Origin of the sequence: Streptomyces sp. CB01249 (assembly GCF_001905735.1) — a bacterium.
GTDB lineage: Bacteria > Actinomycetota > Actinomycetes > Streptomycetales > Streptomycetaceae > Streptomyces.
Window position 1 is genome coordinate 191,991 of the sequence record NZ_LISW01000007.1, and the last position, 14,295, is coordinate 206,285.

The following is a 14,295-nucleotide window of genomic DNA, read 5'->3' on the forward strand; positions in this document are numbered from 1 at the left end:
ACGACGCAGCAGGAGGTCTCCATGGCACGGAGGTCCAGAACGCTCACCGGACTGCTCTTGTTCACCTCGCTGAGCCTGACCACGGCGGGGATCGCCGGGATCGCGGCGACGGCGAACGCGGCTCCCGAGACGAGCGCCGCAGCGCACACCGAGCACGCGGCCTACTCGATGCCGGGGATGCCCGGCATGCCGGCGTCCACCCAGGCGTCCGGCGACGACCCGGACGGCGACGGCTACATCATGGCCGACCCGCCGGTCACCGGGGTCACCCCCTCGACGGACGTCCCGCCGACGGCGTACTTCCACGAGTTCCAGGCCAAGTGCGCCCCCACGCACACCGCGCCGGACGACCCGATCGTCTACCCGGGCCAGCCCGGCAAGTCCCACGACCACACGTTCATGGGCAACACCACGACGGACGCGTACACCACCGCCGCCTCGCTGGAGACCGGCGACACCACGTGCCTGGCGCCCGGTGACAAGTCGGGCTACTGGATGCCGAGCCTGTTCAACGGGGACACCAAGGTCCTCCCGGACGGCGTCCAGACCATCTACTACAAGTCGGGCGTGACCGACTACCGCAGTGTGCGCCCCTTCCCCAAGGGCCTGCGGTACGTGGTCGGCAGCCCGATGCAGAGCGAGGAGGAGTTCAAGAACCTGAAGGGCACCGTCGAGGGCTGGGAGTGCGGTGACTCCTTCAAGAACTACAACTTCCCGGCCAGCTGCCCCGACCGCCGGGACGTGCAGCTCAACCTGCGCCTCCAGGCGCCCAGTTGCTGGGACGGCATCCACCTGGACACGCCGGACCACAAGAGCCACATGGCGTACCCGGTCGCGGGCGGAGCCAACTACAACTCCTGCCCGGCGGACCACCCGGTCGCGCTGCCGATGATCGAGTTCAAGATGGCGTGGCCGGTCAACGGTGACATGTCGCAGGTGAAGCTGGCGAGCGGGGCGGGCTTCTCGTTCCACTACGACTTCATGAACGGCTGGGACACCGCCACGCTGGACGCGATGGTCACCCACTGCATCAAGGGCGGCCTCCAGTGCGACCCGCACGGCTACGACGAGAACCACCCCGAACAGGGCGCGGTGCTCGACGGGAACTACGAGCTGCCGTAACCGGCGGCGCGCGCACCCCCACAGGTCCGGGGCCTTTTTTCGGCCCACACCGGAGAGCGCTCTCCAAGATCGCGGAGGCCCCGGACCACGCGCGTACGCACCACTCCTCCATCCCCCCAACTCCCCCCACCCGCAAGGAGAGAGACACATGCACCATCCCCCCACCCGTACGACCCGCCGCCTGCTCGCGCCCGTCGCGGCGGCCGCCCTCCTCGGCGGCGGCCTGCTCGCCCTCCAGGCCCCTGCCGCACAGGCGGCCGGGAACGTCGTGAAGGTCACCGGTTCGCAGGGCAACTGGCAGCTGACCGTGGACGGTTCGCCGTATACGGTCAAGGGCCTCACCTGGGGCCCCTCGGTGGCGGACGCCGAGAAGTACCTGCCGGACCTGGCGTCGATGGGCGTCAACACGATCCGCACCTGGGGCACGGACGCCACCAGCAAGCCGCTGTTCGACACCGCGGCTGCCAACGGCGTCAAGGTGATCGCCGGCTTCTGGCTCCAGCCCGGTGGCGGCCCCGGCAGCGGCGGCTGCGTCAACTACCTGACGGACACGCAGTACAAGAACGACATGCTCGCCGAGTTCCCGAAGTGGGTCGACACCTACAAGGACAACCCCGGCGTACTGATGTGGAACGTGGGCAACGAGTCCACGCTCGGGCTGCAGAACTGCTACGGCGGCGACGAGTTGGAGGCGCAGCGCAACGCGTACACCTCCTTCGTCAACGACATCGCGAAGAAGATCCACGAGGTCGACCCGAACCACCCGGTCACCTCCACGGACGCGTGGACCGGCGCCTGGCCGTACTACAAGAAGAACGCCCCGGACCTGGACCTCTACGCGGTCAACGCCTACGACGCGGTCTGCAACGTCAAGTCGGACTGGGAGCAGGGCGGTTACGACAAGCCCTACATCGTCACGGAGACGGGCCCGGCCGGTGAGTGGGAGGTGGACGACGACGCCAACGGCGTACCGGAGGAGCCCACCGACGCCGCGAAGGCCGAGGGTTACACCAAGGCGTGGGGCTGCGTCACGGGGCACACGGGGGTGGCCCTGGGCGCCACGATGTTCCACTACGGCACCGAGGACGACTTCGGCGGCGTGTGGTTCAACCTGCTGCCGGGCGGCGAGAAGCGGCTCTCGTACTACGCGGTGAAGAAGGCGTACGGCGCGGACACCTCCGGTGACAACACCCCGCCGGTGATCTCCGACATGACCGTCGACAACGCCACCGAGGGCGTCCCCACCGGCTCCGACGTGCGCGTCAGCACGCACACCACGGACCCGGACGGCGACGCGATCACGTACCAGGTCCTGTTCAGCAGCAACTACATCGACCAGAACAAGGCCCTGGTCCCCGCCGAGACCACGGACAACGGCGACGGCACGCTGACCGCGAAGGCGCCGAGCAAGACGGGCGTCTACAAGGTCTACGTGAAGGCCCGGGACGGCCACGGCAACGTGGGCGTCGAGACCAAGTCCCTCAAGGTGATCCCGCCGAAGGTGGACGGCACCAACGTCTCCCAGGGCAAGCCGGCCACGGCCTCCTCCTTCCAGACGGACCCGACCGGCGGCTGCCCGTGCGGCGCGGACAACGCGGTGGACGGCAAGTTCGACACCCGCTGGGCCAGTGACTGGAGCGACCCGCAGTGGCTCCGGGTCGACCTGGGCGCCTCCACGGCCATCAAGCACGTGCAGCTGGCCTGGGACCCTGCGTACGCCAAGGGCTACGAGATCCAGACGTCCGAGGACGGCCAGAACTGGACCACGATCAAGACCGTGACCGACGGCAACGGCGACATCGACGACCTCGACGTCACCGGCACGGGCCGCTACGTCCGCATCAACGGCACGGAGCGCGGCTCGGGCTACGGCTACTCGCTCTACGAGTTCGGCATCTACAGCTGACGGGAGGCCGGCGCTCATGATGACCACTCACCACCTGGACCACGCCCGGCCCTACGTGCTCGGCCTGTTCCGCATCGTCATCGGGTCGCTGTTCACCTGCCACGGCATCGCCTCGCTCTTCGGCGTGCTGGGCCGCGACACCCTCCCGGCGGGCACCTGGCCCGGCTGGTACGCGGCCGTCATCCAGCTCGTCACCGGCCTCCTGGTGACCCTGGGCCTCGGCACACGCACGGCCGCCTTCCTGGGCTCCGGCTCGATGGCCTTCGCGTACTTCGACGTCCACCAGCCGGCGGCCCTGCTCCCCATCCAGAACGGCGGCGAACCCGCGGCCCTCTTCTGCTGGACCCTCCTGCTCCTGACGGTAACGGGCCCGGGCGCGCTGGCGGCGGACCGCGTGTTCGCCCCGCGACCGACGCCCCGGCAGCGGGAACCCCACCTCGGCGTCCCCATTTGAGGGAACGGATACGCCGCGCCCGCCCCCTGGGACTGTCCCTGGGGGCCGGTCGGCGTTGGGGGGTATGTGTTCCCCGGTGCACCCCTGCGTGGCCGGCTTCGAAGCCGCCGGATCGTCCGGTTCATGGAGTAGCTGCCGCACGAGTGCAGGCGAGGCAAGACGGTGTTCCGTGAGCGGAATCCGTCCTGGTCGATCTCGGCTACGTTGACGGCAAGGCACTCGCTCAGACCCGCAGGGACGCCGATGCCGCTTTGGCCGTCCCTGATCTGCTGTGCGATGTCCTCGCCCTTGAGGTCGGACTGCGGAGCCTCATGTGACCGGCCACGACACGGAAGCGGAACCAGTGGAAGCGACGAACCTCCTCTACCGGGACCCGGCCCTGTACGACCTGATCCAGTCCGACAGCACCGGCGCCGTGATGTGTCAGACCCTGATCGAGACGTACCGGCCGGACGCCCGGACGCTGCTCGACTTCGGCTGCGGCACTCGCCCGTCGCACCCATCGCGAGTACGGGACCGATGACCGCCACGGTCGACACCCCGAGCGGCCCGGCGACCGTCACGATCCGCCACGAGTGGGACCTGCGGACCCAGATCAACACCATGCACCGGCACTGGGCACTCCCCTCCGGGGACGAGGCCCAGGACGAGATCCGCAGACGCGTCCTCTTCCCGCGCGAGATCGAACAGTACGCGGTGCGCGTCGGCTTCGAGATCCTGGACATGATGGACAGCTCCGGAGGCACGCTCACGGGGCCGACCGCGTACACGGTGGCCCGATACACCTGACAGCCAGGTGCTGGTGGCACGATCGACGTTCATCGGCGCCGAGACATGCACGGCGAGCATCACCATCAGGGTTCGCACATATGGCACGGTGACGCGCAGTCGGCAGTCGATCTCCACGCGCACATTCAGGAGATGACCATTCGGCTCGCTCTTCCGGCAATCCACGGAGTCCCGATGACCTCCCAGCCCACGCCTGACCGCCTGGTGACCAATCGCGGCCTTCTCTCCACCAAGGCATACGCCACGGGTCAGCACTTGGCCGCCCGTCAGTCCCTCTACCAATGGCAGACCCCGCGCCATGACCTTCCGGGCATCGTCGTTGACGAACTGGCAAAGGTACGGGGCGCGGTCGCCGACGTGGGCTGCGGCAACGGGAAGTTCGTCGCCCGGGTGCGGGACGACCGGCCCGACCTGGACGTGCTGCCCATGGACGTCTCTCACGGCATCATCGGCGCCATCCCTGGAGCGGTCGTCGCGGACGTCCAGCAACTACCCCTCGCGGATGCGTCTCTCGGGGCGGTTCTTGCGCTTCACATGCTGTACCACGTGGAGGACCACCCACAGGCTGTAAGGGAGTTGGCGCGCGTACTGGCACCCGGCGGCATCGCGATCGTCTCCACGAACAGCCGGACCGACAAACGGGAGCTTGAACACCTCTGGCGCCGGGCCGCAGGCGATGTGCTGGGTGTCCAGGAAGGCCCGGCCCGAATGCAGTTGTCTGCTCGCTTCACTCTGGAGGACGCTCCGGCGATCCTCGGTGCGGTCTTCGGCGAGATCCGCACGATCCCCCTCCCCGGGGTGATCGAGGTGACCGACGCCGAACCGGTCGTCGCGCACCTGGCCTCGTACGAAGCCTGGGCGGACAGGATGGGTGTCCCGTTCCAGGAGACGATCGAGCGCGCGCGGGAGCGGGTCGACGACGTCATTCGGGCTGAGGGCGTTTTCCGTGTCACCTGCCTCGGCGGCATGCTCGTCTGCCGGTGAGGTCAGCGGATCGCCTCGTCCATGAGTACGTAGAGCAGCCCGACCAGGGAGCCGCTGCTGACGATCTCGCGGCGGTCGATCATGCCCCGCACGTCCGCCAGCGGAACCCACTCGATCCGGTCCGACTCGTTCTTCTCGGTCGGGGGGCCTTCGTACGTCGCTCCGTCGGCGCGGAAGATGTGGTGCTGGGAGTCCGTGATGCCGTTGGCCGGTTCGGCATAGAGGAGGGGCTTCAGTACGTCGGGGCGCCAACCGGTCTCCTCCCTTACCTCACGGGCCGCCGCCTCGGCCGGGGTCTCGCCCTCCTCGACCAGACCCATGGGCAGTTCCCACGCCCAGGCGTCCGTGATGAAGCGGTGGCGCCACATCATCAGGACCTCGCGCCGGTCGTTGACGACGGCGGCCACGGCGAGGTGCCGGAGTTTGACGACGTGGTGTTCCCAGCGGTTGCCGTCCGGTGTCTCCACGTCGGTGAGCCACAGGTTGACCCAGCTGTTCTCGTAGATCGGGCGTTCCCCGTGGATCTTCCACTGCATCGCCGCTGCTCCTCTCGGTCGGCCTCCAGCATCGCAGGGCAGGGATCGGCGACCGGCTCCGCAGCGCGGGAAGCCCGCACCCCGCCACCCGGCAGCGGCACCAACACCTCGGCGTCCCCGCCAAGCATCACCGCTGCGAGGAATCCGCCTCGCCCCCCAGGGCATCCAGCAACTCCGCAAAGCGCCGGTCCTGCGAAGTCCCCCCGGCCATGCCGGTCAGCGCATACGCCGTGGTCTTGAAGCCGTCCCCGTGGTGGAACTCCGCACCCCAAGCACCCAGCCGCACAAAGGCCACCTCCTCCAGGGAAAGACGTTGCGTCCCCCACGGATTCACCGCCACGATGCCGCCAGGGCCGACCTCAAGCCGGACCTTGAGAATCGTGCACCAGAAGAACAACGCCGAGCCGAGGGCCAACCCCGTCCACACTCCGGCCGACCGTGCTGACACCATTTCCGGAGACGAAACCCAGACGCCCCAGCCCGTGGCCGCTTTCAGTCCCAGGACAGCTGGTACTACATAGGCCGCCACGAGGGCCGGCCCCTCCACCCGCCACACCGACACCCCACCCTGGTCAACCATGCCCGCATTGTGAGTCACCCGGCAGTCGGCGGTCGATGCCGCCTCCCCTGCGGAGCCCCGATGACCGCCCGGCCCAGGCATGATCACCTGGTCACGGATCGCGGCCTGCGCGCTGGCAAGGCGTACGCTTCCCGCAAGAACCGTGCTTACCTGCGCCGCAGGAAACTCGGCTCAAGCGGTGCCCTGCATTTTCGAGTTACTGCCTGACGGGTTGAGAAAGTCCAGCACTCTGCGCCAGGTCAGCTCGGCCGCCGCCGGATCGTGGTCCGGCAGCTCACCGTCGATGTAGAAGTGGCCAACGCCCGGGTAGCGGAAGACTTCCACATCGACGTCGGCCTCTCGTGCCGCCTGGCAGAAAGCAGCAACCCGCTCGGGCGGTGCGAAGTCATCCGGCTCAGCAGCGTGCAGCTGGACCCGCAGACCGGGGCGAACGGAGACGGGGAGGTCTACGGCGGCGTGCAGGAGGAGAACGCCCGTGGTGGCGGGACGCTCGGGCCAGAGACCGGCCACGACGCTTGTCCCCATGGACACACCAGCGAGTACGGTCTCATCCGGCATACCCCCAAGAGCCTGCCGAGCGTGCCTCATCACCGCTGCCCAGCCGATCCGCTCGACCAGTCGGAATCCCTCGTTAAGAGTGCGTGCAGTTTCGCCGCTGAACAGATCGGGCGTGATGACCTCATGCCCGGCGCGACGCAGTCGCTCGGCGGCAAGGATCTCAGCGGAGCGCAGACCGAGAACGGAGTGGAACAACGCGACATGCGCCATCAGGTCATCCTGCGGTACGGGCTGTAGCTGCGATCAGCACTTTCGAAACACGTGCTACTAGCCGCGCTCGGGCCAGACCGGGCCCTGGTCGGTCCAGACGACGCCCTTGTTGCGGCACAGGCAGAAGGGGTGGCCGATCGGGTCGGTGTAGACCTGCCAGCCGTAACCGTTGGGGCCGATGAAGTCCTGCCTCAGCGTCGCGCCGAGGTCGACGACGCGGCGCTGCTCGGACTCGATGTCGTCCACTTCGAAGTCGAGGTGGAACTGCTTGGGGTGCTCGCTGTCGGGCCACTGCGGGGCGCGGTAGTCGGACACCCGGATGAACGCGAGCTCGATCTCGCCGAACTTGATGCCGGCCCAGTCCTCCGAGCTGCCCTTCTTCACCGGACGGCCTGTGACCTCGGAGTAGAAGGCCGCCAGCTTCATGGTGTCCGGGCAGTCGATGATGAAATCGGTGAGTCGCAGCATCCCGTGATCTTGGCACACGCTCACAACCGTCTCAGAGGAGGACCCAGAACTCCTGCCGAAGCGAGTGGCGGAGCCGGTGGGCTCGGTGGCCCCTCCCCGGCCCCAACCTCGGTGGGAGCAGCGGCGACTGCCGCTGAGTCAAGATCAGGGCGGGGACGGTGGACTCGGCCGGAGCCTCAGCGGGTGGTCAGGGTGCGGTCGAGGAGGGGGATCAGGTGGTCCCAGTGGCGCCGCAACGCGGCGGGGTCGAAGGCGTCGGTGTCGGGCATGGTGAAGCCGTGGACGGTGCCGGGGTAGATCTCGGAGGTGTAGCGGACCCCTGCGGCATCCAGGGCCTGATTGAGCTCGCCGAGGGCCTCGGGCGTCAAGTCGCTCTCGGCATGGCCGAATTGGACTTCGGCGGTGATCTTGGCGAGGCTGTCGGGCCCGTCGGCGCCAACGGGGCCGTGGAATGCGGCGAGGGCGGCCACCTGGCCGGGGTGGGCTGCGGCGGTGCGCGTCGCCAGGAGGCCGCCGATGCAGTAGCCGGTCACCCCGACCGGTCCGGCGCCGACCTCGGGCTGGGCGGTGAGGAACCTGAGGTAGGCGTCGGCGTCGCTCAGGGTGCGTTCGGCGGTGTGCGCCTCGATCAAGGGCATCAGCTGGGCGAGGACCGCGGGCCGGGCCTCTGCTCCGATGTACTCGGGAAGCTCGATCACCGGTGCCGGGCCGTGCCGGTAGAAGAGGTTGGGGACGAGCACGTAGTACCCGTGCCCGGCCAGCTCCTGGGCCATCTCCCGCAGCACGGGCCGGATGCCGAAGCCATCCGCGTACATCAGCACCCCTGGGTGCTGCTCGCCACGGTCCGGGATGGCAGCGAAGGCGTCGGCCTGGCCGTCCGCGGTGGGAATCTGCAGCGTCTTGATGGTCATGAATTCTCCTGTCGTGGTTGATGTGTTGAGCCTGTGATCAACACGACGGAGGCGGAGCCCGCGCACCAGCGCAGGACCCTCGATCGAACAGCGGGCCCTCACCGGCCCGTACGGCGCTCAGGAGAGCACCGGGTCACCAATCCGTGTGTGGCGCAATGCCGTCCCGGTAGTCATGCGGCGCAGCGTAGCCCACCGGACGAGGTGCAACCCGAAACTGGCGCCGCCCTTCGGCCCGGGCCACCCGTCAACGCGGATTCAGAGCCCGCCCTGCCGCGTTGATGATGTTGTGGGCGTCGGCCCCGTACACGGCCGACTCGTGGAGGAGGCGCCAGACCTTCGCGTACAACGTGACGTTGTCGGCGTCGTCCAGCCACATCTCGGCGTGCCAGTCCTCCGCGACCACCAGGCGTTCGTCGAGGACCCAGAACCCGTTGGCGGGCACGATCTTCACGGAGGCCGCGAACGGGACGACGCCGAGCTCCACCGTGTCCATGCCGATCACCCCGGTGAGACGGTCGAGCTGGGCGGCCAGCACGGAGGGCGGACAGATCAGCGACCGCAACGCGGCTTCCCAGATCAGGACGTGAAGCTTGTGGCCGGGCCGGTACAGCCACTCCTGACGCTGTGCCCGGGAGCGCACAGCGGCTTCAACGTCGCCGGCCCCGCCCAGCAGGCCGGCGTACCGCTGGACGACGTGGCGGGCGTACTCGGAGGTCTGCAACAGACCGGGTACCACCGACTCTTCCCAGATCCACACCTGAGAGCTGCGGTCGATCTCCGCACTCAGGCCCTCGTGCAGCGGCTTGAAGCCGTTCGCCAGCGCCCTGCGCCATGACCGGATGTGGGACTCGAAGCCCGCAAGCCGGGCGGCAAGCTCGGCGTACGTGCCTGGCTGCTCGGTCGCGTCGGCCCAGGCCCTCAGATCCTCCGGGGTGGCTGTCTGTTTACCGTTCTCCAGCTTGCTGACCTTGGAGCCCTGCCAGCCGAGCCGCTGGGCGAGCTGTTGGCCGGTGAGCCGGCCGCCAGGACACGAGAACCGGAGTTCTCGGAGCCGCGCCCCCAGTGCTTCCCGTGCCTGCTGGTAGTCGGTGCTCACCGGCCACGCGCTCTATTCGGTCGCCGCGAACTGGTTGAACGGCACCGCGTGGTGCATCGCCGCGTCGCGGGCGACGGCGTACCGCACGACCTCGGCCGGTTCGGTGATCAGCTCGATATCCGTGATGTTGTCGGCGTCATCGAAGTGCAGCAGGGCAACGATGCGCGAGTCGAAGATCCAGAAATCCTCGGTGGGCAGGTCTGCCGCGTCCTCGCGCCACAGGTATCGGATGTCCTCGCCGACCACCGCGTTGTGTCGGGCGTAGTCGAGCAGGAACCGCTGCTCGATGGTCATGGGGCGGTCGGCGACGCGCACCCGGCCGACCGTCTTGCCTGCCTCGGTCTGGGCCTTGATGTTGACGAACCAGGGCTCGCTGGGGTCGCAGGGCGAGGACCCGGTGGCCAGGAACTGCTGAAAGTCGGGGTCCTCACGGTCGGACGCGTATCCGCGCCGCGTCTCCAATCGCCAGGCCGTGTGCTTGAAGGTCTCGAAGAAGCGGCGGAAGGTGGCCCGATCTAAGAGGTCCGGCGCCCGCTCCATCTCCCTCGGCCCCCAGTTCACGAGCAGTTCGCGCGGCACCACCACCGCCGCATCGTCTGGCCCGAAGTGCCGGAGCTGTGCCAGGTCTTCCGGGTCGGTGAGGGGCGTGCCTTGCACGATGATCTCGCCCGTGCCGTCGTCCGTGTGCAGGGCGGGACAACCGTCGACCTTGCTGTCTGTACCGGTGAAGTACAACTTGCGAGCCATGGACGCTCTCCCTTCGGGGATCTGATCCAACAGCATGGCCGGAGGCTCTGCTCGCTTCTACGGGATCAGGAAGGGTGCGTGAGAAAACTCCAGCAATCTTCGTGATCATTCGAGCAAATACGAGAAAACAGCATACTCGCAGACAACTGCGCACTTCTAGCGTCCTGTTCATGGCAACCAAGGAACAGCAGGGCATCAGCCCTTACGCGGCAGTGGAGTCTCTGCGGCGGGCACTGACCGACGCCGGAATCGTCCTTCCCTCGCTCGGTGTCGACAACGCCTCTCCTGCGCTGCGGCTTGTCGAGCTGGGACGCGTGCATGCCGATGTGGCCGCCCGCCTGGCCGAAGCACTTCAACGAGGGAGCCACCAGTGACGGGGGTCGAGCGGCCGACGATGCTGAGTCACGGGAAGCTGCCGTACCCGGCGGGCACTCTGGTCATCGACACGATCTCGGAGCGCACCGGTCATTTGGTCGGCGTGATCGAGGAGCGCACCAAGGAGACCAACACCTTGGTCAGCCGTCAGGCGTTCATGCGCCCCGTCGGCGGCGGCATCGAGTGGGACATACCGCTTGAGCGTGTGCACCCTGTGGGGTAGTTCAGCCGACACGCCGTCACCCGCCGCCCCTCACAGCGAGGTGGCCGCGCGGACCAGCCCCGCCACCGCCGTCGAGCGGCTGTGCGGGGGCCAGGCGATGACTGTCGTGACGTGGGGGCTGTCGGGTACGGGGACGGCGGTCAGGCCCTCGTGGAGGTTGGGGCGGATGGATTCCGGGACGATTGCGCAGGCGCGGCCCAGGGCGATGAGTTGGGTGAGTTGGGTGTGGTCGCGGACCTTGGGGCCGGGGCCGTCCGGGAAGGTGCCGTCGGGGCGGGGCCAGCGTGGGAGGGGGAGGTCGGGGAGGGCGGTGACCTCGGCGAGGCTCAGGTGGGGGCGGGTCGCGAGGGGGTGGGCCGCCGGGAGGACCGCGACCTGGCCCTCCGTGTGCAGGTCCTCCGTGTCGAAGCCGGCCAGGTCGTCGAACGGTCGGTGCAGCAGGGCCACGTCGGCCCGGCCGTCGCGCAGTACGCCCGCCTGCTCGCCCGGCCCGCAGAGCAGGACGTCCACGGCGACGGCGCCGGGCTCGGCGGCGTAGGCGTCGAGGAGCTTGGCCAGCAGTTCGCCGGAGGCGCCCGCCTTCGCGGCGAGGATCACCGCGGGGTGACCGGCCGCGGTGAGGGCGGCCCGGCGAGTACGGCGCTCGGCGGCCTCGACCGCGTCCAGCGCCGCCCGTGCCTCCCGCAGCAGCACCGCCCCGGCCCCGGTCAGGGTGACGCCCCGGCTGCCGCGCTCCAGGAGCGGCGCGCCCAGCCGCCGCTCCAGCGCGCCGATCGCCCGGGACAGCGGGGGCTGGGCGATCCCGAGCCGTTGTGCGGCCCGGCCGAAGTGCAGCTCCTCGGCGACCGCGACGAAGTACCGCAGTTCACGTGTCTCCACACCACCAGCGTAACGGGCCTCACCAGGAGCGATACCCGGACGGTATCGGCGCCCACCCGGTCGGTCTTGGACGCCCCGGCCCGCGAGGAGAACCATCGGAGACATGACCGAGACGAAGACTGTGAACCACTCCAAGGTCGCCCTGGTGACCGGGGCCAACAAGGGCATCGGGTACGAAATCGCCGCCGGGCTCGGCGCACTCGGCTGGTCCGTCGGCGTCGGCGCGCGCGACGACGAGCGGCGCGAGGCCGCCGTGGCGAAGCTGCGCGCAGCCGGGGCCGACGCGTTCGGCGTACCGCTGGACGTGACCGACGACGCGAGCGTGGCCGCGGCGGCCCGGCTGGTGGAGGAGCACGCCGGGCGGCTCGACGCGCTCGTCAACAACGCGGGGATCACCGGGGGCGGGCCGCAGGAGCCCACCCTTGTCGACGTGGACCGGGTACGGGCAGCCGTGGAGACCAACGTGATCGGCGTCATCCGCGTCACCAACGCCCTGCTCCCGCTGCTGCGCCGCGCACCCTCGCCGCGCATCGTGAACGTGTCCAGCAGCGTCGGCTCCCTCACGCTCCAGACCACCCCCGGCGCCGAGACCGGCCCGATCTCCGCCGCCTACTCGCCGTCCAAGACGTTCCTCAACGCCGTGACCGTGCAGTACGCGAAGGAGCTGGCCGACACGAACATCCTGATCAACGCCGTCTGCCCCGGCTTCACCGCGACCGACCTCAACGGCTTCCGCGGGACGCGCACCCCGCAGCAGGGCGCGACCTCCGCGATCCAGCTGGCCACCGTGGAGGACGACGGCCCGACCGGCCGCTTCTTCAGCGACGAGGGGGAGATCCCCTGGTAGCGCGGCCTCCGGCGTCGCGGAGCAGCGAGTGACCGGCAAGGGGTACTGAGGCCGCTCAGCCCGTGGTCCTCGCCGGGCCCGCGTACAGGTACGTGTCGCGCTGCGAGATGTGGCCGGGGTTGGTGCCGGGCTCCATGTTGCGTTCCAGGAGGCGGCCGGTGGACGGTTGCACGATCCAGTTGGGGTTGTGGTCGCTGTGGACGGGCCACTTCTCCTTCCACTTCCAGGAGATCCGGGTGCCCGTGCGGCCCGTCGCGTCCTTGACGCCCTCCGTCACCACCGCGCCCGGCGTGGCCGCGAGGACGCGGTAGAGCGCGGCGCGCAGGCGCGGGGAGACGGGGGCGCCGGTGAGGAGTTCGCCCGCCTGGCGGACCGTCTGCTCGGCGGCGGAGCCCTTCGCTCCGGCCGCGAGGGCGCGGCGGAGGGCGTCGGGGCGGGTGGGCAGGGTGTCCAGGTCGTCCCAGGCGACGGACGCGTTCCCGACGGCCCAACTGGTGCCGTTCGGGTTCTCCTTGGTGATCGTGCGGCCGTTCTGCGTCTTGATGACGACCTTGTTCCGGCCCAGATAGGTGTCGTCGGTGTGGGCCCGGTCGCCCTCGACCCAGGTCCGGATGGTCGTCTTCCAGTACGGGGCCGGGGAAGCGGTTCCCGCCGCCACCCGGTCCGCCATGCTCGTGAACACCTCCGACGCCGACGCGCTCGCCGCCGGGCCGCCGCCTCCGAAGTCGGTGACCGGGAGCACGGCCGCGCCCACCGCCACCGCCGCGACGGCTGCCGCGAGGGCGAACACCCGGCGGCGTCCGAAGCGGGGGGCGGGCACATCGGCCGACGCGTCCGCGCCGATCGCGTCCAGGATCAGCGCATGGGCGCGGGCCTGGACCGCCGGGTCGAGGGGTTCGGTGCGGCCGGCGCGTTCCAGGGCGGCGGCGCCGGGGAAGTCGAGCAGGTCCGTGGGGCGGTTCTCGTGCGTCATGCGAAGTCTCCCGTCAGGGTCGTACGGGCGGAGCCGGTCAGTCCGTCGCGCAGGCGGGCGCGGGCCCGGTGCAGGCGGGAACGGGCGGTCCCGGCGGGGATGCCGACGGCGGCGGCCGCCTCGGCGGGGGTCAGCTGCTCCCAGGCCACGAGCAGCAGCAATTCGCGCTCGGCGGTCGGGAGTTCGGCCAGTCTGCGGCGCAGCTCCGGGGCCACCGAGGCCGCGTCGAGGCGCTGGTCGACCGCCTGCCAGGGGTCGGCCGTCACGGCGTCGGGGCCCCGCTCCTCGCGGGCCGCGGCGCGCGCCGCGGTCTGCCGGTGGCGGGACAGCACGTTGCGGGCGACGCCGAACAGCCAGCCCCGGGCGGAGCCGCGCGCGGCGTCAAACGTCGCGCGGTGGGCGTACGCCTGGAGCCACACCTCGGAGAGCAGGTCGTCGGCGGCGGCCGGGGCGCGGCGTACGAGGTAGCCGTGGAGGGCGGCCGAGTGGCGGGCGACCAGCGGCTCGAAGGCCGTGGGTTCACGTGCGGAGCGAGCGAGCAGGTCCTCGTCCGGGTCCATGAAGTCTCCTGTCCGAGGCCGCCGGGGCGGCGGTCTCACCCCGTACTTGCACAGGAGAACCTCAAGCGTTCGCGGGC

At 69.7% G+C, this 14,295-nt stretch carries 17 protein-coding genes and 1 pseudogene; 8 read left to right on the forward strand and 10 right to left on the reverse strand.

Annotation, left to right across the window (positions count from 1 at the left end):
* Window positions 1-21 precede the first annotated feature (21 nt).
* The 5 genes and pseudogenes from AMK18_RS27645 (at window position 22) to AMK18_RS27665 (ending at window position 5,255) form a co-directional block, all read left to right on the forward strand.
* Window positions 22-1,122: a DUF1996 domain-containing protein gene (locus AMK18_RS27645; RefSeq protein WP_026171656.1), complete on the forward strand. Its 1,101-nt coding sequence runs from the start codon at window positions 22-24 to the stop codon at window positions 1,120-1,122.
* A 148-nt stretch (window positions 1,123-1,270) separates the two neighbouring features.
* Window positions 1,271-3,028, forward strand: coding sequence for a discoidin domain-containing protein (locus tag AMK18_RS27650; RefSeq protein WP_073864902.1), 1,758 nt, complete (start codon window positions 1,271-1,273; stop codon window positions 3,026-3,028).
* A gap of 16 nt (window positions 3,029-3,044) precedes the next feature.
* The gene (locus AMK18_RS27655) at window positions 3,045-3,482 is read left to right on the forward strand and encodes a DoxX family protein (RefSeq protein WP_073864903.1); all 438 of its coding nucleotides are present in this window, start codon (window positions 3,045-3,047) and stop codon (window positions 3,480-3,482) included.
* A 343-nt stretch (window positions 3,483-3,825) separates the two neighbouring features.
* Window positions 3,826-4,271 (forward strand): annotated as a pseudogene (locus AMK18_RS35615) (hypothetical protein).
* A gap of 174 nt (window positions 4,272-4,445) precedes the next feature.
* Window positions 4,446-5,255 (forward strand): class I SAM-dependent methyltransferase, encoded by an 810-nt coding sequence (locus tag AMK18_RS27665; RefSeq protein WP_073865046.1) that lies wholly within the window; start codon window positions 4,446-4,448, stop codon window positions 5,253-5,255.
* 2 nt (window positions 5,256-5,257) lie between these two features.
* Here the strand turns inward: AMK18_RS27665 and AMK18_RS27670 are convergent, their stop codons facing one another.
* From AMK18_RS27670 to AMK18_RS27700, 7 genes are all read right to left on the reverse strand, one after another.
* A complete protein-coding gene (locus tag AMK18_RS27670) occupies window positions 5,258-5,791 on the reverse strand; it encodes an NUDIX hydrolase (protein WP_073864904.1) in 534 nt (177 codons plus the stop codon).
* A 127-nt stretch (window positions 5,792-5,918) separates the two neighbouring features.
* Complete coding sequence (locus AMK18_RS27675; protein ID WP_234011890.1) at window positions 5,919-6,371, reverse strand: hypothetical protein; 453 nt, start codon at window positions 6,369-6,371, stop codon at window positions 5,919-5,921.
* Between the two features lie 171 nt (window positions 6,372-6,542).
* Window positions 6,543-7,139, reverse strand: coding sequence for a dienelactone hydrolase family protein (locus tag AMK18_RS27680; protein WP_073864905.1), 597 nt, complete (start codon window positions 7,137-7,139; stop codon window positions 6,543-6,545).
* 57 nt (window positions 7,140-7,196) lie between these two features.
* Window positions 7,197-7,607, reverse strand: coding sequence for a VOC family protein (locus tag AMK18_RS27685; RefSeq protein WP_073864906.1), 411 nt, complete (start codon window positions 7,605-7,607; stop codon window positions 7,197-7,199).
* A gap of 176 nt (window positions 7,608-7,783) precedes the next feature.
* Window positions 7,784-8,518, reverse strand: a complete 735-nt coding sequence (locus AMK18_RS27690) for a dienelactone hydrolase family protein (RefSeq protein WP_073864907.1) — start codon at window positions 8,516-8,518, stop codon at window positions 7,784-7,786.
* Window positions 8,519-8,762: 244 nt separating this feature from the next.
* The gene (locus AMK18_RS27695; protein WP_073864908.1) at window positions 8,763-9,614 is read right to left on the reverse strand and encodes a helix-turn-helix domain-containing protein; all 852 of its coding nucleotides are present in this window, start codon (window positions 9,612-9,614) and stop codon (window positions 8,763-8,765) included.
* Window positions 9,615-9,626: 12 nt separating this feature from the next.
* Window positions 9,627-10,361, reverse strand: a complete 735-nt coding sequence (locus tag AMK18_RS27700) for a DUF6879 family protein (RefSeq protein ID WP_073864909.1) — start codon at window positions 10,359-10,361, stop codon at window positions 9,627-9,629.
* A gap of 170 nt (window positions 10,362-10,531) precedes the next feature.
* Between AMK18_RS27700 and AMK18_RS27705 the strand changes: the two genes are divergently transcribed.
* Window positions 10,532-10,735: a hypothetical protein gene (locus AMK18_RS27705; RefSeq protein WP_073864910.1), complete on the forward strand. Its 204-nt coding sequence runs from the start codon at window positions 10,532-10,534 to the stop codon at window positions 10,733-10,735.
* Window positions 10,732-10,959, forward strand: a complete 228-nt coding sequence (locus AMK18_RS27710; RefSeq protein ID WP_073864911.1) for a hypothetical protein — start codon at window positions 10,732-10,734, stop codon at window positions 10,957-10,959. Before AMK18_RS27705 ends, AMK18_RS27710 begins: the two co-directional genes overlap by 4 nt.
* Before the next feature lie 30 nt (window positions 10,960-10,989).
* On the opposite strand, the gene AMK18_RS27715 is transcribed toward AMK18_RS27710, so the two are convergent.
* Window positions 10,990-11,838 (reverse strand): LysR family transcriptional regulator, encoded by an 849-nt coding sequence (locus tag AMK18_RS27715; protein WP_073864912.1) that lies wholly within the window; start codon window positions 11,836-11,838, stop codon window positions 10,990-10,992.
* Between the two features lie 103 nt (window positions 11,839-11,941).
* On the opposite strand from AMK18_RS27715, the gene AMK18_RS27720 reads away from it, so the two are divergent.
* Complete coding sequence (locus AMK18_RS27720; RefSeq protein WP_073864913.1) at window positions 11,942-12,685, forward strand: SDR family oxidoreductase; 744 nt, start codon at window positions 11,942-11,944, stop codon at window positions 12,683-12,685.
* A 55-nt stretch (window positions 12,686-12,740) separates the two neighbouring features.
* On the opposite strand, the gene AMK18_RS27725 is transcribed toward AMK18_RS27720, so the two are convergent.
* Both AMK18_RS27725 and AMK18_RS27730 read right to left on the reverse strand, forming a co-directional pair.
* A complete protein-coding gene (locus AMK18_RS27725; RefSeq protein ID WP_073864914.1) occupies window positions 12,741-13,658 on the reverse strand; it encodes a CU044_5270 family protein in 918 nt (305 codons plus the stop codon).
* Window positions 13,655-14,218, reverse strand: a complete 564-nt coding sequence (locus tag AMK18_RS27730) for an RNA polymerase sigma factor (RefSeq protein WP_073864915.1) — start codon at window positions 14,216-14,218, stop codon at window positions 13,655-13,657. Before AMK18_RS27730 ends, AMK18_RS27725 begins: the two co-directional genes overlap by 4 nt.
* Window positions 14,219-14,295: the final 77 nt, after the last annotated feature.

Bases quoted from the DNA above. Each gene is read 5' to 3' on its own strand.
- AMK18_RS27645 (WP_026171656.1), top strand. From the start codon at position 22: ATGGCACGGAGGTCCAGAACGCTCACCGGACTGCTCTTGTTCACCTCG.
- AMK18_RS27650 (WP_073864902.1), top strand. From the start codon at position 1,271: ATGCACCATCCCCCCACCCGTACGACCCGCCGCCTGCTCGCGCCCGTC.
- AMK18_RS27655 (WP_073864903.1), top strand. From the start codon at position 3,045: ATGATGACCACTCACCACCTGGACCACGCCCGGCCCTACGTGCTCGGC.
- AMK18_RS27665 (WP_073865046.1), top strand. From the start codon at position 4,446: ATGACCTCCCAGCCCACGCCTGACCGCCTGGTGACCAATCGCGGCCTT.
- AMK18_RS27670 (WP_073864904.1), bottom strand. From the start codon at position 5,791: ATGCAGTGGAAGATCCACGGGGAACGCCCGATCTACGAGAACAGCTGG.
- AMK18_RS27675 (WP_234011890.1), bottom strand. From the start codon at position 6,371: ATGGTTGACCAGGGTGGGGTGTCGGTGTGGCGGGTGGAGGGGCCGGCC.
- AMK18_RS27680 (WP_073864905.1), bottom strand. From the start codon at position 7,139: ATGGCGCATGTCGCGTTGTTCCACTCCGTTCTCGGTCTGCGCTCCGCT.
- AMK18_RS27685 (WP_073864906.1), bottom strand. From the start codon at position 7,607: ATGCTGCGACTCACCGATTTCATCATCGACTGCCCGGACACCATGAAG.
- AMK18_RS27690 (WP_073864907.1), bottom strand. From the start codon at position 8,518: ATGACCATCAAGACGCTGCAGATTCCCACCGCGGACGGCCAGGCCGAC.
- AMK18_RS27700 (WP_073864909.1), bottom strand. From the start codon at position 10,361: ATGGCTCGCAAGTTGTACTTCACCGGTACAGACAGCAAGGTCGACGGT.
- AMK18_RS27705 (WP_073864910.1), top strand. From the start codon at position 10,532: ATGGCAACCAAGGAACAGCAGGGCATCAGCCCTTACGCGGCAGTGGAG.
- AMK18_RS27720 (WP_073864913.1), top strand. From the start codon at position 11,942: ATGACCGAGACGAAGACTGTGAACCACTCCAAGGTCGCCCTGGTGACC.
- AMK18_RS27725 (WP_073864914.1), bottom strand. From the start codon at position 13,658: ATGACGCACGAGAACCGCCCCACGGACCTGCTCGACTTCCCCGGCGCC.
- AMK18_RS27730 (WP_073864915.1), bottom strand. From the start codon at position 14,218: ATGGACCCGGACGAGGACCTGCTCGCTCGCTCCGCACGTGAACCCACG.